This is a genomic window from Acinetobacter sp. 12966 (assembly GCF_031196995.1).
Lineage (GTDB): Bacteria > Pseudomonadota > Gammaproteobacteria > Pseudomonadales > Moraxellaceae > Acinetobacter > Acinetobacter geminorum.
Window position 1 is genome coordinate 46,627 of record NZ_JAVIMC010000098.1, and the last position, 17,584, is coordinate 64,210.

Below are 17,584 nucleotides of genomic sequence, written 5' to 3' on the forward strand. Positions count from 1 at the left end.
TTTATTTTGCTTTACCCTGATCCGCTATCTTTTTCCACGCATCATCACGTAAATAAACTGGCAAAGCATGTTCGGCATCCACCCATTGCTTTTGTGCAGCATAAACACGTGCAATAGAAGCAATATCCTGTGCAGTTGCAGTGATTGTTTGATGCTCTGCATCAGCTTGAAGTAACTTTGCGCCCGAACCAATTAAGCAATGTTTTGCATAAGCTGCTGCTGGCTCATAGCTCATTAATTTTTCTTCATCAATACACTGCATAATTCCTTGTTCATCTAGAATAAAACTTGCAATGTAAACTTCATTCATACGCGCATCGAGCACCGCAGTCACCTGTTCCAAACCTTCAAGTCGGTATGCCGCTTGTGCTAAAGCTTGCAATGTAGAAACGGGAATTACTGGTAAATCTTGTGACCAAGCTAAAGCCTGAGCAACAGCAGCATTAATTCGAACACCACTAAAAGAACCTGGCCCACGGCTAAAGGCAATCGCATCCAGACCTGCAACCTCAAGACCTGTTTGTTGTAGCCCTTGCTCAATCATAGGCAAAATGGTCTGGGTTTGTGCTTTCGTCCGCGTATCGAGTTGAAAAAACAGTTCTTGGGTTTCATCGACTAATGAAATAGAACACTGCTCATTTGCAGTTTCCAACGCCAGCAATTTCATGCACAACCTTAGTATTAAATCAGATTAAAAACGAAGGTTATGATACCCCACTCGGCTCTGATAGGCGAGTTGTTCTCTCTCTAAATAAAAATGCCAAGCTTGTGCTCGGCATAGAAAATAACTTATTAAAATTTTTAAAAATTGAACTCTTTCAAATCTGCATAGTTCTTAAAGTGTTCAGCATAATGCAGTGCACTCAATCGTATTTTGGCCGCGCCATCTTCATCTAATGTTTTGACAATTTTACCAGGTGAGCCCATCACCACTGAGTTATCTGGAATTACTTTCCCTTCAGGAATTAGAGCATTAGCGCCAATAATACAATTTTTTCCAATCACAGCCCGATTTAAAATTACGGCGTTCATACCAATCAAACTATTATCACCAATCGTACAACCATGCAGCATGACTTTATGACCGACTGTGACATATTCACCAATATTTAGCTCAAGTCCAGCATCGGTATGCAAGACAGAATTTTCTTGAATATTAGAAAAATCACCAATTCGAACTACGCAGTTATCGGCACGAACTACTGCACCAAACCAAATACTGACCTGACGACCTAACTCTACTTGTCCAATAAGCGTTGCGGTTGGAGCAACCCAGCCATCCCATGGCTCATGTAATGCTTTTGGGTGCTGTCCTTGATAGCTATACATCATAATTTATCAATCCTGATCTTTATTTTTTATGAGAAAACTTTGGCATTCCAAAGGTTGGGGAATTAAGTAAAAATGGCCAATCTTTTTGATAACCCAATCCATATTTAAACAGAGCAACCAACATACGAGCAGTTAACCCCCAGATAATTTCATTATCAATCTGTAAGCTTGGGAAATATAAAGACTGATGAGCATACCGTACTTCATAAGGTGTCGGACGCGTTTCAATAAGTTGCTGTAACGGGACAAAGAAAATTCGATCAATTTCAGTAGGCTGAGGTATTAAAGTCACCTCAGGAGGAATAAGTCCAACGATCGGTTTTACAGACAAACCACTTCTTGCACGCTGCATCGGCAAATCACCTAACAACTGTACATCAAACGGATTTAAAGCCGTCTCTTCTTGAGCTTCTCTTAGCGCTACAACAATATTACTCGTATCACTGGGGTCACGCTTTCCACCAGGAAAAGAAACTTCCCCCGCATGGTTGTTCATATGTATTGAACGGCGTGTAAGCAGTACCTTTGGATCATTTTCATTCGTAATTGCAATGAGTACTGCTGCTTGTGCTTCTTGTATGCGGGTGGAAAAGCGCAATCTTTGCTGTAACTTTTGTGTTAGCAAGTGCTCTTCCATACCATTCACCTATTATTCTGTCTCTCTTTGCATCATATCTGAAAATCAAAGTTAGGGAATAGAGTTGATGCGTAAGTCTAAAAATTCAGTTATGCTGAGGCATCTCTATACTCGATGATAATTATGAGTTTCTGTGTAGCGTGTGGGCATAAAACCGAACAAAAAATTCCTTTAGGTGATCATAAAGTACGCCGTGTTTGTACTCATTGTGGAAATATTCATTATGAAAATCCCAAAGTAATATGCGGTGCCTTAGCGTTATGGGAAGACAAAGTATTACTCTGTCGTCGTGCGATTGAACCTCGTTATGGCTTATGGACATTACCTGCTGGTTATATGGAATTATTTGAAACCATGGAACAAGGTGCAGCACGTGAAACTCGTGAAGAAGCAGAAGCCGAGATAGAAATAGAACAACTTTATTGCATGTACAATATTCCGCGTATTGGTCAAATTTATGTTCTTTTCAAAGCACAGCTGAAAGATGGCATTTTTGGTGCAGGTGAAGAAAGCATCGAGAGTCGTCTATTTGAAGAGCATGAAATTCCATGGGGAGAACTCGCCTTTCCTAGTGTTGAACACACTTTAAGACATTATTTTGAAGACCGTAAAAAACAAGTGTTCCCAACACATCTTGAAACTTTAGGCACTCGCTTAGACCATACTGGTTAATTAATTAAACAAATAAAAAAGACCGCTAAGCGGTCTTTTTATTTGTCTCTTATTTTTAAGATTTAGTCTTAATCTGATAACAATCAGCTGTTCTAAGTGTCACAGTTCCAGCCATACGCTGACCTAAAGCTTTTTCAGTCTCAGTCGGAGCAGGGGAAATATCTTTAATATTATTATAAACCTGTTGATAAAAAGCATACGGATTTAACCATGAAACTGTCTTGTTATCGTAGGTAGTAAGATTCGCACCACTGGTCTGCCCTTGTAATAAGTTCGCAACGTTAATTTTTGCACCACTTACAAGTAAAGTTTGGCTACCAGTTTGAGAAGTACTTTGAACAACATTTGAATTTAGGCCGACTACAATACCATTTAAATTCCCTAATTGAGGCACTCCAAAAATCATTCTTACTGTAATTGACTTATCATTGGTGGCCGACTCTGTTCCTCCAGTTGTGCCAATTCTGTACTGCTGAACCCCATTGTTATCAATTAAACTGGTATTTGAAACCACTCCACACTGACCAGACATGTCTGTCGCAGTAGCATTAGGTTTAATATCTGTTCTAATGTCTCCATTTTCATCAACTACAATACCCAAATCAATAGGTGCAATCCCTGCTGTATCAAATTTAAAGTTTAGAGTTGCATATAATGGAAAAATATAAGTTTGACCAGATTTGACATTATTAGCTGTTTTAAAGATCTGATTAGACAAATAGCTCGCAGGGCTTACCTTATAAATATCCATAGAACCATTATAATTTTGGTTATCAACACTCTGTTTCCATAAAGCATACTGCTGAGGATTAGGAGTTTTAGTATTCGTTAACCCGAAATATGAACTATCACGTCCTGCAATAAGTGAATCATTTAATAATTTGCCTTGATAAATCACTAAATCTTCATTTGTATTGCTAGAAGTTTTTAAACGGAATGGTTGTGTTGATTTAATTTCTGTCTGTATTGGATCAAGCCAAGTAGTTTGCGAGTCTGCAACCATTTGAGTTGGCTTAGATTTCGTCAAGACATTTAATACTGCACTAATTGCTAACTGGCTTGTAATTGTACTCGTTCCTTTCCATTGTAAGCCATAACCAAATGTATATCCCCGACGATCAGATAGTAAGAATAAATTACCAAACATATGTTGGGTATTAGCGCTATTTTTTGGACAATCTGCTAAATTAGTTAAATTACATCCATAAAAATTTTCAGATATTAAATTAGGCTCAGCCAAAGTAATATAATCTGATTGATATAACCCTACTAAACTTAAGTGTGCCAACTGGGTTACCAATTCAAAAGCTTGCGTATCTGATACTGGACTTACATCTAACCATGGTTTCAAAATATTGGCATAAGCACCATTTTTCCATTCTGTAGCTGTAATATTTTGAACTAAAATATTTAAAGTATTTTTCTTCTCATCGGTAAATTGGGTTGGCTGCAAATCACCAGCAACATGATCTCCCCTCTCTAAGCCAACGCTTTGAAAGAGTTTTACCAATGCCATTGCAACCCGCACTGTAGGATCATTCTGGTTAAGTGATGTTGGTGTTTGCCCAGTTAATCCAATCGCCATATCCATGACTTTCAAACGTGGCGGAACAGTCATCTGAATTTTTGAAACAGTGTCTAACTTAACAGAACCTAGTTCAATTTTTTTTGTAGCTTTAGCATCTTGCAAATAAAAACTAGCAGTATCGCCGGCTTTACAAGATCCAATAACACTATTTCCAGAAGCCTTAGTAACAAAGCTTAGATTCGCTGCACTACTACAGGTAAAATTAATACCCGCTATTGGGTAGTCTAAAGAAAATTGTAGACAATCACTGTTTGTTACGGAACAACTTCCGTTAGCAGTAGCTCCTCCTGATCCATTTGTAGGATTCTCATTTATTGTGGAACTACCACCACCACATCCGTTTAGCATCAGAGCCAGTGTGGTAAGTGCAAATGGCCATAAAACTTTTTTATTCATTAGATATCCTACTTATTTTTAACGTAATACCGAAATTTGAATTTGTCCCTGATTCGTTAACTCATTTTCTGCAACATCTACAGCAGAGGATAATGGCGTTAACATCATGTAGTGCGCAGAAGGGGGTAATTTTAAAACACCTTGAATTGATGCGTGTTGTAACAGAGTAGAAGGATACGATTTACTCTTAAATCCGCTCACTCCCTCTAAGATACACCCTTTATCATCTAAAAAAATAACCAAAGGCCAATAATATAAAGGTCTTTCATTACTAGCAGCGAATGACATAAGTTTTAAATGTTGAATTGAAGGATCAAGCTTTATCAACTCATACTCAAACTTTTCTTTAAGAGGTTTTCTTGGCCACAAATTTACTTCTTTATTTATACTGAGCTTTTTAATTGATTTATTATAATTTCTAATAAAACATTTATCCTGTTCAAAAGTTGCTTCTAAATCTTGAGAAGATAAACGTATATACGTCGGCGCTAATACTACTGCCGACTCTGTATCTTGAGTATGACGATTAAAAAGCTGATCCAATGTTGATCGACTTAGACCTTTTTTCCGTTCTATTGGCTCAGTTCTGCCTAATCCATCTGGCACGATATAAAAACGCTTTTTTCCTTCTAAATTAAACTCTTGGTCTTCTAGATATTCACTATTTACATATTCTATGCCATCAATAGTAGTAAATTTAGACTTATCTTTTGAAGAAGTTGGCTCAGGGGAAGCCTGTGAAGTACTTTTGATCGGAGGTGGAATTAAAAGTAATTGTTTCTGCCATTCATTATTAGACGCCGTTTGAAGTTTTACATTTTCATTAGGTGTTTTTGATTCATGACTATTTACTGAAGTAGGCTGAGTATTTTGGGCTTTTTGCGGTGCAGTCGGTGCAGTATTTAATTTCTTTTGTGTGGGTTGCACGATTTTTTTTGATGAATCTATAGTTTTTTCTTTAGAAACTTTTTGAGCTGGATCAATTATAGTTTGATTAGATGGATTTTGGGATTGTGTTTCCATTCTAGGAGGTATCTGTCTTTTTTGATCAACTTTTTTACTCGGAACAATCATAGGACGCCCATCGGGGCCTATAATCGTATAAAAACCGTCTGCATAAGATGCAGAAACACTTGCCATCGCAACAGATAAAATTGAGATAGCAAGTTTAGGGCGAAACATCCATTTATATTGTCTTACCATTTTGTTCTATAACTCAAACCAAGCACTGTAATTTTAGTATTTGTTTTTACATCTAAACCCGCATAAGGATTTAATAAGATATTATCGACACCGCATTTATTCGATAAAGTACTTGTACAGGCTGGTATGTTGTCTCGGCTGCGTAAGAAACCAACTGAAAGGTCTAAATCCGTATCTGCATCAAAACGATATCCTAATCCTAAACCAAACAACTGTGCATTGTTAATTGGAACCATAGTATTTCGTTTGTCATTAGGAATAGCACTGGCGCGCGGCTCATAACCAGCTCGCAATTTTAGACGATCTGTTGCTGAATACTCTAAACCAATTCCCCAACTCCACGGTGAGGTAAACTTTAAGGGTAATGCTAAAGAGCTATCGGTCACATCATTAGATAATAGTTTTGCTACTTTAAGTAATGAGATCTGACGATCAAACTCAAATTTAAATTTATCCCATGCCGAATAATCTGTCCATCCAACATCAAAGTTCACTTGTAGGTCTGGCAATATCTTGTACTTAATACCTGCCTGAAAATGTGCAGGGTACTCTAAATCCATTGCAACTAAACCTGATTCAATATCAGGTACATAACCAGGCAGACCTAAAATTCTAGCTAGAATTTGACCAGTAGCAGATGAATTCAATCCCTTAATCAATTCTTGAGGTGCTTTAGCATTATCAATTAAGTATTTGCCTTTCATACGCATCTTGGCTGAACTTTGATAAACCATACCAAAGCCAAAATCATCTGTTGGTTCCCACAATAAGCCCAAGTTATAGCTTGGACTTAAAGACTGCTCCAATGAAACTTGTAAAGCTCCCATTTTATTAAATGGGTTCATTCCTTCCTGAGCATTACACATACCAAATAATAATAAGTCGGTAATCATGTCATTATTATTCTTAAATGGTGCGCAAACCACTTCATCAACCATACGCAAGACACCAATCATCTCATTTGGAAAGCGAAGATCAGTTTTCAATGCTAGTGCGTTATAAGACATACCAATTGAGGCACCAATTGATAAGTGATCATTTACTTGAAAACCAAAAGATGGGGATAAATATGTGATTCGCTCTACTGCAACTTGCTGCCCCATATAGTTACCAGCATTTCCATTTTCTGCACCAAAACCAGCAACCAATGGTGCATATATCGCTGTTGCATAAGTTACTTTTGAGCCAGGTGGTTTGTAGGCAATTCCTGCAGTAGGAGCAATAGTGGATAACCTTCACCTAAATCGACCATTTTTTTAAGGATAGGGACATACAGGCTAGCGTATTCAACGTCGCCACGCACTGGCCCTTTAAAATCTGTACAAATATTAGCAGTAACTTCTGGTCCATCATTACAGACAAGAGGATCATCCGAATAACCAAAAATATTATATCCAGGGGGGGCTGAAAACTCGCGTTGGATATCAAAATTAGCAAGAATACCCTGTACATCAGTTTGTAGCCCATCAATCTTGGCTAACGCTGCAGGGTTAAAATGAACAGCACTAATACCTGGTGGATCTGCTGTTACAGCATTCCCCATCGATAATGAACGAATATCTACAGCTAGGTTTTGTCCTAATTGAGCATTGGCAAAGCTAGAAAAACCAGAGATCACAATTGCCACTGTTAAAGGACATAATTTAGGATATTTCACCTGCCTATCTCCTTATTTTTATTTTTTGCGCAAACCTAAGATATCTAGCGGGAATGACAAACCAAGTGAAACGTCTGGTGCATCCTCTGTTAAACCAAAGCCAACTGTACCGTTAACAATCGTATCAGGTGAAACACGTACCCCCAAAGCAAAAGCCATCACAGCACTACTCTGATCTGGCGACTGATATGATTCACCATTTGCAAACTGAAACTCTGAATTTAAGTTAAAGCTTTGTTGGTAAGACATGGTTAACGACACATCATAGTTAAATGAATAGGCAAAACCGAAAGAGAAGCCACCACTGATTCCAGGATCAAAAGATTCTAAAATACGATTACCACGTACCTGATTTAAACCAGTCTCTTTAAAACCATAATTGGCAGATGCTGAAGCAAACAAAACCACCGGGTCGATATATTTACGAGTACTTGCTCCTAAACCTACAGAGTAATAACCTTTACCAGTTGAAAGTTCATTTTGAGCAACTTCATATGGACTATCCCCAGTTTTAGTAGAAACGCTACCAAACAAAACTAAAGGTAAGCGTCCTTGTTTCAATGGGAAAGGTTCCCAACGCGCCCCTAAAGAAATATCCCCCAACCCTGCAGTATCTGAATCGCTAGCAATATCAGATTTAGCAACGAGAGGTACAGTTGCTGAAAGTGTTAAATTATCTAAAACACCATATTGAGCTGTAAAACTGTTGGTCAATGTATGCTGAGCATCTTCCCTAATACTCAATCGACTAATACTAGAATTATCATCTCCTAATGCTAAATCTAAAATACTATCGCGGTAATAGGTGTAATCGAGATCATAATATGTAGAAATTTCGCCTTTTTTTATTAATGAATATTGTCGTTCATTCGAGGTAAAAACTTCTTGTAAATTTGTCTCTTGGCTCGCATCTCCTTCTTTTTTCTGTAAAGCAGTCGCGGCTTGATTTGCTTCTGGATTAGCTGATGTAGGTTCAGATTCAGTGGTTGTAGAACCATTAGTCGGATCTACTGCGCCTTCTTGCACTGAATTTGATGTTGGCGTTATGTCTGATACTGTAGTCGTTTCGGAAACAGCTGTACTATTTTGTACGCCTGCTTGTACAACTTGATCATCCGCATAAAGTGTACCTGTAATAGCACTCATGCTTAATGCCAATACACTCATCTTCATCCATCGATTATTCATATTTCTTCCCACCCAATTTATTTATTTTACTAAATCAAATTTTCATTACTTACGCTTGTAGTAAAGACGCATATAAGTTTCTATCGGCTGATTATGATTGGAAGAGTGACTATCATTATCCAGAACTCTTCGCATTGTTGAGGCTTTATTTGCTAAACGATCATAATTAAATGTTGGATATTGCACATCCACAAAGGCATAACGGTTAACAGTTGCATCTTCCACATGACGCATATCAGTATCTTTTAATGTCAATAAGTCTTTACGTTGCGATTCAGGGACAGAAATAACAAATAAAGTATTATTATCCCAAACTTCTTTAAAACGATTTTCATCAAAGCTGATATTGCCTAAAGCAGGATCGGCTACATATACTCGTCCATCTTTATAAGCTTTATATACGACAAAATGTTTAAAACCAGCATATGAAATAGGAACAATTGCGGGTTGACCTAGTTTAACTAAATCAGAAAACTCACCACGATAGCCGCCACTATCTAAACCAATAGCAGTTACAAAACGCTTCATATCAAGTAGTGAAAAGCTACGGCGTTCAATAATCCGCTGATATTCACCATACTGAAGTAAACCACTCATTGTTTGTTGCTCAGTTAAGCTTGTACCCACATAACCATTCAATAAAGTTGTAAGTGCAGCTGAACCACAGCTATAGTCATATGCTTGTCGAACAATACCGCGAAATTGATCTTCTATCGCAGGTCTAATCGTAACTGGTTCAATATGAGTTCGGCGAAATGACAAATTACGTGAATCGGCCGTCTCTGTATAATAAACAGTTCCCGGTGGCTTTTTTTCTATTTCGAAGGCTTCTGTCGCAAAGTAGTAAATCAATGCTGAGCCCAAAGCAATCTCTAACATAAGCACTTGTTCTAAATGGTGGCCTAAACCGGCCTTATTCATTTTATTCTTAGAGCAATAGCTCTACATCCCTGTGTGTTGAAGATACCTTTTTTTTCTGTAAAAAACAGCCTTTTTTTAATTTTTTTTGATGAACGTTTAGTTTTATAAAAATAGAGAGACTTTTATGCTTAATTTAAGTTGATTTTTAATTTAATAGCTTGTTTTTATCAATTAAAATATATTTTTATATAATAAAATTAGATGAGTTCATAAATAAAAAAGCGCGTATTAAACGCGCTTTTTTATTAAAACTTTTAAATTAGTGACCAGAAATTGTAATTGTAGAAGTACCAACATTAATACCTTGGATTTCAACATCACCAATTGAAGCAGCAGTGTTTGAACCCAAACGAATACCCTGTGCGTATACGTTCATACCTTGAGTACTATTATTTTGAATCTTCAACCCAGTCGGTACAACAGAAATGTCGGCATTCACATCTAAGTTACCAGTTGTATTACCAGCACCACGGACCATAACTTTATCTAGGACAATTTTACCACCGCCAGCAGCATCATTAATACCTAGGTTAGATAAAGTTAAACCACCCTGTAAGCTTGAATTCACTTTAATCATTGCACCTTGTGGTGTAGCACCCAATTGAACATTAGCTGAAATTGCACCTAAAGATAAATCTAAACCAGAAAGAATTTCAGTTGGTGCAGTTTCTGTAATACCACGTACGGCAGTAGTTTCATTCAAAGTGCCTGAAGAACCCACACCAATAGAACCAACTTTTACATTAACTGCACCTACGTTTGCAGCAACGTTTAAAAATGCGCCATTTGTACCTGAAGCACCAACGCTATCAATTTTAAGGTCTAACAAATTAGCAGTTTGATCAACCTGCGTAACAGTTATCGCTTTACCATTAGTTGCATCTGTACCCGTAATTGTAATTGCACCGGCAGTTGCTGCAGCACCAGTAATAGCTGTAGCAGGATCTAAACCATCGTTATCGTGAATATATAATTTGTCGATAGAAATACCGCCAGTACCTAAAGCGATACCGATATTAATACCATCTTGACCTGTAGCAGCACTAAGCGCAGCATCGTCCATTGACTGCATTGCCATTGCATTTGCGCTGATAGCTAAAGAAGAAACTAAAGCAAGTTTAGTAAACATTTTCATTGAGCACTCTCCCAAGAGCATTTATTTTTTGACTTAACCACTCTCATTGTCTCAAGTTGCATTTTTCTTTATATGGCAACCGAAACTTCCAATCCTTGAGTAGTTTTGCTTAGCAATTACTAAATTACATCTACGTTAATTTTTGTTCAACTACTGTTGTGCATTTTTTGCCAACTACCCGACAAACGGTACGCTCAATTTTTTCTTAATAAACTCTGCTAAAAACCATAAACCCTAGGCTAAATTTTCGTTCATTTTATCAGCAAAAAAGATTATCAGTTAAAAGACTTTCTCCTGATGAACTACAACTTGTAGTAAACTAATTCCTCTCTTCTTAACCGCGCTCTCTTATTTAAAAATGTCTCAGTTAAAGAAAAAAATCTCTTTACATGGTAAAAATACTGCCGATGTTTTAAAAAAATTAGATGGGTTAACTGGGCTTATTTATTTAAATGATAATAATAATCCAATTATTGGATTTCTTCCTCAACAATATATTCTAATTCAAGATGAAAATTATTTAGAATTTGAGCGCCAAAATTTTAATGAATATAAAAATGCCTCAAAACCAAACCAATTAATAAATTTTATTCAGTTTAAAGAAGTTAATTCAAAAAATGATATTCAGACTATAACAAGTTTTATGGGGGGGTATATTGGCTTTATCAGTTATGATTTCAGTGCGCATCAATTTATTAATGGTAAAAATCATATACAACCTTCTTTATTCATAGGCCAATATCGTTCTTTTTTAAAATATATAGATAATGACTGGTATTTTTTTAGTGATGAAGTAGATGCTCTTGACCTATTCTCATATATTGAAAATAAAATACAAAATTTTATTTCTAATAACTCTAAAAATATATTTGAATTAAAAACCACCATTCAACCCCGATGGTCTAAAAAACAATACCTCGATGCTTTCTATAAAATACAAGAATATATTAAAGCTGGAGACTGCTATCAAATTAATTTAACTCAAGAGTTTAAAGCTAAATTTTCAGGATCCTTATTAAATAAAGCTAAAGATCTATGGAAACTTACAAATGCCCCATATGCAGGTTATTTAAAATTAGATGATTTTGAGTTATTAAGTTGCTCTCCCGAGCTTTTCATCGAATTTAATCAAAATAAACAAATTAAAACTAGACCTATTAAAGGAACAATGCCTCGCTATGAAAATATAGAAAAAGATTATATTTCTAAACAAACCTTAAAAAACTCTCAAAAAGACCAAGCTGAAAATGTGATGATTGTCGATTTATTACGTAATGATTTGAGCATTTATGCCAATACAGGATCTGTAAAAACGACAAAACTATTCGAGATTGAAAGTTTTAATCAAGTACATCACATGGTAAGTGAGATCGTTGCGACCCTTAAAGACGATATCAATCCTATGCAAATGTTGCTTACAGCCTTACCCGGAGGCTCAATCACAGGTGCGCCAAAAATTCGGGCAATGCAAATTATTGAAGAGTTGGAAGAAGAAGCAAGAGGTGCATATTGCGGGACATTAGGGTATTTCAATTTTGATGGAACTGGCCGCTGGAATATTCTCATCCGTAGTTTTCAACAATATCAGAATCAGCTTTCTTTATGGGCAGGTGGTGGTATTACGATTGCATCAAATGCAGAAGCAGAATATCAAGAAAGTCTTGATAAAGTCTCTGCTATGCTGAACTTGATGAACAGCACAGCAGAGTAAAATTTAGAGAATATCTTGTTTTAATGTTTGTATTAAACGCTCATTTTGCTCATCAGTTCCTACAGTAATTCGCAAGAATTGATTAATACGAGGCTTATTGAAATAGCGCACAATAATACCCTGCTCACGTAGTTGCTGTGCGAGTTGACCTGCATCATGCGATGAGTGAGAAACAAAAATAAAGTTCGCTTTAGATGGCAAAACTTTAAAGCCTAAAGCAGTTAAATCATCTACTAGCTTTTCACGACTAGAAATAACTTTTTGACATTGTTCCTCAAAATAAGCCTGATCTTCAAAAGAAGCTACCGCGGCTGCAATTGCAAAACGGTCAATAGGATATGAGTTAAAACTATTTTTGACAACTTCAAGAGCCGCAATTAAATGAGACTGAGCAATCGCAAAGCCAACGCGTAAACCCGCAAGAGAGCGAGACTTTGAAGTTGTTTGGCACACAACCAGATTTTCATAGCGATTTACTAAACTCACCGCTGATTCTGCACCAAAATCAACATAAGCTTCATCAATGACAACCACCCGATCTGGATTAGCTTTTAAAATTTGTTCAATTTCGGCTAAGCCTAGTGCAATACTTGTTGGAGCATTAGGGTTTGTAATAATAACCCCACCATTTGGTTGCGCGTACTCTTTAACTTCAATCTCAAAATTTTCATTGAGCGGAATTTCTTTAGTTTTTGTTCCAAAGAACTGACTATAAACTGGATAAAAGCTATAAGTGATATCTGGATAAAGAATCGGTTCGTCTTGAAGAAAAAATGCTTTAAAAATATGAGCAAGTACTTCATCTGAGCCATTACCAACAAAAACTTGCGAAACTTCAATATTCTGTTGTTTAGCAATTGCTTGCTTTAAAGTTGTAGCATCTGGATCGGGATATAAACGTAATGCATCAGCTTGATGAGTTAAAACAGCTTGAACCGCTTCAACTACTTTTGGGGATGGCGGATATGGATTTTCATTTGTATTGAGCTTCAATAAATTCTGAATTTTAGGCTGTTCACCAGGAACATACGGCTCTAACTCACGAACTTCTGGACTCCAAAAGCGCATTTGTGCTGTAGATAAAGTCATGGTCTTATCTCAAAAAAGGGCTGAAAACCAGCCCTGAGTAATAATTAAAAAACTACAAGGTTTATAAGCTTATTGATAACGATAGCGAGCTGAGCGTGCATGGGCATCTAAGTTCTCTTGGACAGCTAATATGTCGGCTGTTTTAGCTAACGTTTTAACTCCATCTTTCGAACACATAATCAAGCTCGAACGTTTTTGGAAATCATAAACGCCTAACGGAGAAGAAAAACGAGCAGTTCCTGATGTCGGCAATACATGGTTTGGACCCGCACAATAGTCACCGATTGCTTCAGGTGTATAACGTCCCATGAAAATTGCTCCAGCATGACGAATCTCTTCGCTCATGGCTTCAGCATCATCTAAGCACAGTTCCAAATGCTCTGGGGCAACCTGATTAATCAACTCGATTGCTTCTGCACGATCTTTGACTAATACCAAAGCACCACGGTTTTCAATCGAAGTTCTTGCAATATCTGCCTTTGGCAATTCATTTAAATGCTTTTCAATTGCCAACTCGACTGCATTAAGCAAAGCTTCATTTGGAGTTATAAAAATAGCTTGAGCCACAGTGTCATGTTCAGCTTGTGATAAAACATCCATAGCCAACCAATCTGCATTATTCTCACCTTCTGCATATACTAAAATTTCAGAAGGTCCGGCAATCATATCGATGCCGACTTGACCAAACACAGCACGTTTAGCAGCTGCTACAAAACGATTCCCCGGACCAGTGATTTTATCTACAGGTGGAATAGTCTGAGTACCATAAGCAAGAGCCGCTACTGCTTGCGCCCCCCCAATAGTGAATACTCGACTAACTCCCGCAAGGTAAGCCGCCGCGAGAACCAATGGATTTAGTTCACCGTTTGGCGCAGGAACAACCATAATAATTTCAGGTACACCAGCAACGTGGGCTGGCACAGCGTTCATTAAAACTGAAGACGGATAAGATGCTAAACCACCTGGTACATAAATACCCACACGGTCTAGAGGCGTGACTTTTTGCCCTAATGTATTGCCCAAATCGTCTAGATAAGTCCAGCTATCTTGTTTCTGAGCTTCATGAAATGTACGAATACGAGTTGCTGCTAACTGAAGAGCATCGCGAATTTCTGGGCTTAAATTATCAAAAGCAGTTTTAAGCTGTTGTTGAGATAACTCTAAATCTGAAAATTGATGCGCAGGATGTCGATCGAACTGTTGAGTAAGCTTTAAAACATGATCATCACCATGCTGACGAACATCAGCAATAATTTGATCTACTGTTTGCACTAAATTAAGATCATTCACGGTTTCAAATGCTAAAAGCTCAGCAAAAACCTGTTTGAAGTTCTGATCTTGAGTCGATAAACGTCGCATCAATTTACCCACAAGGCGAAAAAGAAAAAACAAGTTTACTCTTTTTCTAAGCGCTTGTGGGCATCATCTGAAGCAACTATCACAAAAGCATGATGGGAAATTGCTTTTAACGTGATTGAACAGCTTGCTCGAGCTGTGAAATGATTGGATTTAATAGAGTTTGCTTACGTTTAAAACTAGCTTTATTTACAATTAAACGTGAAGAGACTTTGCAAATCTCCTCTAATGGCTCAAGACCATTCGCTCTTAGCGTATTACCAGTATCGACCACATCGACAATGTAATCACCCAAACCTACTAAAGGCGCTAACTCCATAGAACCATAGAGTTTGATCACATCGACTTGCTCACCTAAGCTTGCATAATACTGACGTGTAAGATTGACGTATTTCGTGGCAATTTTTAAACGGCCTTTTGGACGTTCCATTCCCACTTTACCAGCAGTCATTAATTTACACTTAGCGATTTTCAGGTCAAGTAGCTCATATACATGCTGAGCGCCATGTTCCATCAACACATCTTTGCCTGCTACACCTAAATCTGCTGCGCCATTTTCTACATAGGTAGGCACATCAGATGCACGTAAAATCAAAATACGTACTTGCTTATGCGTAGTAGGAAAAATCAGTTTGCGGGACTTTTCCGGATCTTCGAGCAAATTAATACCCGCTGTAGCTAGTAAAGGTAACGTCTCTTTTAAGATACGTCCTTTACTGAGTGCCAAGGTCAAACCATGATCAAAATTGCCCATCACATCAAAATTAGGATCATCGTTTCTTACATCATTCATTAACTTACTCGCTTAATTTTGGCACCTAAACCTTGAAGTTTCTCTTCGACATGCTCATAACCACGGTCAATATGGTAGATACGGTCAATTAAGGTATCTCCCTCTGCAACTAAAGCTGCTAAAACTAAAGAGAACGAAGCACGCAAATCCGTTGCCATTACAGGTGCAGCCTGTAAAGATTCTACTCCAGTTACGACAGCATCATGACCTTCAACCTGAATATTAGCGCCCATACGTGACAATTCAGGAACATGCATAAAACGATTTTCAAAAATCGTTTCAGAGATAGTTGCAAATCCACGACCAATAGCGTTTACCGCCATAAGCTGAGCTTGCATATCTGTTGGAAACTCTGGATGTGGCAAAGTTCTAAAACTTACGGCTTTAGGGCGTTTGCCTAACATATCAAGTTCAATCCAGTCATCACCACGAGTGACTTCAGCACCCATTTCTTCAAACTTATCTAAAACAGATTCAAGTAATGCAGGATCGGTATGTGTAGTTTTGACACGACCACCCGTAATTGCAGCAGCGGCCAAATAAGAACCCGTTTCGATACGATCAGCTACAACGGCATATTCACAGCCATGCAAACTTTCTACGCCTGTTACAACAAGAGTATCAGTATCAAGTCCTTCAATCTTGGCGCCCATTTTGATGAGCATTTGAGCAAGGTCAGTGATCTCAGGCTCACGAGCTGCATTACGAATAGTCGTAACACCATCAGCTAGTGCAGCAGCCATCAAGATGTTTTCAGTACCGCCAACGGTAACCATATCAAAAACAACTTCACCACCTTTTAAACGACCTTCAACTGAAGCATGAACATAACCATTTTCAACTTCAATATGTGCACCTAAAGCTTCTAAAGCTTTTAAATGTTGATCAACTGGACGTGATCCAATTGCACAACCACCAGGTAAAGAAACTTTTGCATTACCGTAACGTGCTAATAAGGGTCCTAAAACCAAAATTGAAGCACGCATTGTTTTTACTAGTTCATAAGGAGCAAACTGATTATCTAAAGTAGAGGTATCAGCTTTTACTGTGTCATTTTCATAGCTGATTGTAACCCCTAACCCACCAATCAACTTGACCAAAGTATTTACGTCTTTAAGATTTGGAACATTCGTGATCGTAATTGGAGAGTCTGCAAGAATAGTTGCAGCAAGTAATGGTAAAGCTGCATTTTTAGCCCCAGAAATGCGCACTTCCCCGTCGAGCTTAACACCACCCGTAATTAAAAATTTATCCATTAATATTTAAGCTCCGAAAAGGCTTGCTTTACGCCATTCATCTTTGGTCATTGCACGAATTGTCACCGCGTGAACTTCGCCACTTGCAATATAAGTATTTAATGGTGCATAAACTAATTGTTGGCGAGCAACAGTACGCTTACCGTCAAATTGATCATCCACAATACGGAGGTCAAATTTTCCGGCCTGTCCGCTCACCGCTACTTCCGCTTCAGGGAAAGCTTCTTTTAAAATTTGAGTGAGCTGTTCACTATTCATTGCAAAGACCTCTGACACAACCTAAGGTGTAAAACGAAGTATTTTACTATAACTTTTTCAAAGAATTCAGTACGTGTTTATATTTTATCAATAAAAAAGAGGCTATCTTTCAAGCCTCTTTTAACTTCAAAAAACTTATTAAATAGAAACAGTAACTTGCGAATAAGTACATTGCATTTTTCGATATTTTAATAATTGTCTTTTTAATTTTTCAGTCAATTTTTTAATTGAAGTATACATATCATCAGCAGTTGCCTGAGCAAACAACTCAATCCCCGGCAATCTTACAATAGCCTCTGCAACATGATTTGAACTGCCCTTATGAGAGCGCTTATCAATTTGATGATCTTTTGTTAATTTAATCTGCATACTGTGATCCTAGACAGTATCGT

At 37.5% G+C, this 17,584-nt stretch carries 15 protein-coding genes and 2 pseudogenes; 2 read left to right on the forward strand and 15 right to left on the reverse strand.

All coding sequences use genetic code 11. The annotated features are described in order from the left end of the window. Nucleotide 1: 1 nt before the first annotated feature. The 3 genes from tsaB to RFW85_RS15705 all read right to left on the reverse strand — a co-directional run bounded on the left by tsaB (nucleotide 2) and on the right by RFW85_RS15705 (nucleotide 1,978). Nucleotides 2-667: a tRNA (adenosine(37)-N6)-threonylcarbamoyltransferase complex dimerization subunit type 1 TsaB gene (gene tsaB / locus RFW85_RS15695; RefSeq protein ID WP_170248461.1), complete on the reverse strand. Its 666-nt coding sequence runs from the start codon at nucleotides 665-667 to the stop codon at nucleotides 2-4. A 134-nt stretch (nucleotides 668-801) separates the two neighbouring features. Further along, a complete protein-coding gene (locus RFW85_RS15700; protein ID WP_104080176.1) occupies nucleotides 802-1,329 on the reverse strand; it encodes a gamma carbonic anhydrase family protein in 528 nt (175 codons plus the stop codon). A 22-nt stretch (nucleotides 1,330-1,351) separates the two neighbouring features. Beyond that, nucleotides 1,352-1,978 (reverse strand): CoA pyrophosphatase, encoded by a 627-nt coding sequence (locus tag RFW85_RS15705; RefSeq protein ID WP_014208431.1) that lies wholly within the window; start codon nucleotides 1,976-1,978, stop codon nucleotides 1,352-1,354. A 114-nt stretch (nucleotides 1,979-2,092) separates the two neighbouring features. Between RFW85_RS15705 and RFW85_RS15710 the strand changes: the two genes are divergently transcribed. Further along, the gene (locus RFW85_RS15710) at nucleotides 2,093-2,641 is read left to right on the forward strand and encodes an NUDIX hydrolase (RefSeq protein ID WP_002115876.1); all 549 of its coding nucleotides are present in this window, start codon (nucleotides 2,093-2,095) and stop codon (nucleotides 2,639-2,641) included. A 55-nt stretch (nucleotides 2,642-2,696) separates the two neighbouring features. Here RFW85_RS15710 and RFW85_RS15715 read toward each other — a convergent pair whose 3' ends face one another. The 6 genes and pseudogenes from RFW85_RS15715 to RFW85_RS15740 all read right to left on the reverse strand — a co-directional run bounded on the left by RFW85_RS15715 (nucleotide 2,697) and on the right by RFW85_RS15740 (nucleotide 10,729). Next, on the reverse strand, nucleotides 2,697-4,625 hold the full coding sequence (locus tag RFW85_RS15715) for a protein FilF (protein ID WP_309171669.1): 1,929 nt from the start codon (nucleotides 4,623-4,625) through the stop codon (nucleotides 2,697-2,699). Nucleotides 4,626-4,643: 18 nt separating this feature from the next. Continuing rightward, complete coding sequence (filE, locus tag RFW85_RS15720) at nucleotides 4,644-5,807, reverse strand: putative pilus assembly protein FilE (protein ID WP_375143867.1); 1,164 nt, start codon at nucleotides 5,805-5,807, stop codon at nucleotides 4,644-4,646. Between the two features lie 14 nt (nucleotides 5,808-5,821). Further along, a pseudogene (locus RFW85_RS15725) lies at nucleotides 5,822-7,485 on the reverse strand (OmpP1/FadL family transporter). Between the two features lie 18 nt (nucleotides 7,486-7,503). Continuing rightward, nucleotides 7,504-8,673 (reverse strand): transporter, encoded by a 1,170-nt coding sequence (locus RFW85_RS15730; RefSeq protein WP_216076534.1) that lies wholly within the window; start codon nucleotides 8,671-8,673, stop codon nucleotides 7,504-7,506. A 45-nt stretch (nucleotides 8,674-8,718) separates the two neighbouring features. After that, entirely contained in the window at nucleotides 8,719-9,552 is an 834-nt protein-coding gene (locus RFW85_RS15735; protein WP_170248487.1) for a C39 family peptidase, read from the reverse strand. Between the two features lie 301 nt (nucleotides 9,553-9,853). Beyond that, complete coding sequence (locus RFW85_RS15740) at nucleotides 9,854-10,729, reverse strand: DUF6160 family protein (protein ID WP_216076535.1); 876 nt, start codon at nucleotides 10,727-10,729, stop codon at nucleotides 9,854-9,856. 358 nt (nucleotides 10,730-11,087) lie between these two features. Between RFW85_RS15740 and RFW85_RS15745 the strand changes: the two genes are divergently transcribed. Next, a complete protein-coding gene (locus RFW85_RS15745) occupies nucleotides 11,088-12,440 on the forward strand; it encodes an anthranilate synthase component I family protein (RefSeq protein ID WP_170248465.1) in 1,353 nt (450 codons plus the stop codon). A 3-nt stretch (nucleotides 12,441-12,443) separates the two neighbouring features. Here the strand turns inward: RFW85_RS15745 and hisC are convergent, their stop codons facing one another. From hisC to hpf, 6 genes and pseudogenes are all read right to left on the reverse strand, one after another. Next, a complete protein-coding gene (gene hisC / locus RFW85_RS15750; protein ID WP_170248466.1) occupies nucleotides 12,444-13,529 on the reverse strand; it encodes a histidinol-phosphate transaminase in 1,086 nt (361 codons plus the stop codon). 69 nt (nucleotides 13,530-13,598) lie between these two features. Further along, complete coding sequence (gene hisD, locus RFW85_RS15755; protein WP_170248467.1) at nucleotides 13,599-14,888, reverse strand: histidinol dehydrogenase; 1,290 nt, start codon at nucleotides 14,886-14,888, stop codon at nucleotides 13,599-13,601. 106 nt (nucleotides 14,889-14,994) lie between these two features. After that, the gene (gene hisG / locus RFW85_RS15760; protein ID WP_005071248.1) at nucleotides 14,995-15,678 is read right to left on the reverse strand and encodes an ATP phosphoribosyltransferase; all 684 of its coding nucleotides are present in this window, start codon (nucleotides 15,676-15,678) and stop codon (nucleotides 14,995-14,997) included. Next, a complete protein-coding gene (gene murA / locus RFW85_RS15765) occupies nucleotides 15,678-16,934 on the reverse strand; it encodes a UDP-N-acetylglucosamine 1-carboxyvinyltransferase (protein ID WP_170248468.1) in 1,257 nt (418 codons plus the stop codon). Before murA ends, hisG begins: the two co-directional genes overlap by 1 nt. Nucleotides 16,935-16,940: 6 nt before the next feature. Continuing rightward, on the reverse strand, nucleotides 16,941-17,192 hold the full coding sequence (gene ibaG / locus RFW85_RS15770; protein WP_002115399.1) for a BolA family iron metabolism protein IbaG: 252 nt from the start codon (nucleotides 17,190-17,192) through the stop codon (nucleotides 16,941-16,943). Between the two features lie 138 nt (nucleotides 17,193-17,330). Then, a pseudogene (gene hpf / locus RFW85_RS15775) lies at nucleotides 17,331-17,567 on the reverse strand (ribosome hibernation-promoting factor, HPF/YfiA family); the annotation flags it as partial. Nucleotides 17,568-17,584: the final 17 nt, after the last annotated feature.

Coding starts and splice junctions, on each gene's coding strand:
- hisC (WP_170248466.1), bottom strand. CDS start 13,529: ATGACTTTATCTACAGCACAAATGCGCTTTTGGAGTCCAGAAGTTCGT.
- RFW85_RS15700 (WP_104080176.1), bottom strand. CDS start 1,329: ATGTATAGCTATCAAGGACAGCACCCAAAAGCATTACATGAGCCATGG.
- filE (WP_375143867.1), bottom strand. CDS start 5,807: ATGTTTCGCCCTAAACTTGCTATCTCAATTTTATCTGTTGCGATGGCA.
- tsaB (WP_170248461.1), bottom strand. CDS start 667: ATGAAATTGCTGGCGTTGGAAACTGCAAATGAGCAGTGTTCTATTTCA.
- RFW85_RS15715 (WP_309171669.1), bottom strand. CDS start 4,625: ATGAATAAAAAAGTTTTATGGCCATTTGCACTTACCACACTGGCTCTG.
- ibaG (WP_002115399.1), bottom strand. CDS start 17,192: ATGAATAGTGAACAGCTCACTCAAATTTTAAAAGAAGCTTTCCCTGAA.
- hisG (WP_005071248.1), bottom strand. CDS start 15,678: ATGAATGATGTAAGAAACGATGATCCTAATTTTGATGTGATGGGCAAT.
- RFW85_RS15710 (WP_002115876.1), top strand. CDS start 2,093: ATGAGTTTCTGTGTAGCGTGTGGGCATAAAACCGAACAAAAAATTCCT.
- RFW85_RS15730 (WP_216076534.1), bottom strand. CDS start 8,673: ATGAATAATCGATGGATGAAGATGAGTGTATTGGCATTAAGCATGAGT.
- RFW85_RS15745 (WP_170248465.1), top strand. CDS start 11,088: ATGTCTCAGTTAAAGAAAAAAATCTCTTTACATGGTAAAAATACTGCC.
- murA (WP_170248468.1), bottom strand. CDS start 16,934: ATGGATAAATTTTTAATTACGGGTGGTGTTAAGCTCGACGGGGAAGTG.
- RFW85_RS15735 (WP_170248487.1), bottom strand. CDS start 9,552: ATGTTAGAGATTGCTTTGGGCTCAGCATTGATTTACTACTTTGCGACA.
- hisD (WP_170248467.1), bottom strand. CDS start 14,888: ATGCGACGTTTATCGACTCAAGATCAGAACTTCAAACAGGTTTTTGCT.
- RFW85_RS15740 (WP_216076535.1), bottom strand. CDS start 10,729: ATGAAAATGTTTACTAAACTTGCTTTAGTTTCTTCTTTAGCTATCAGC.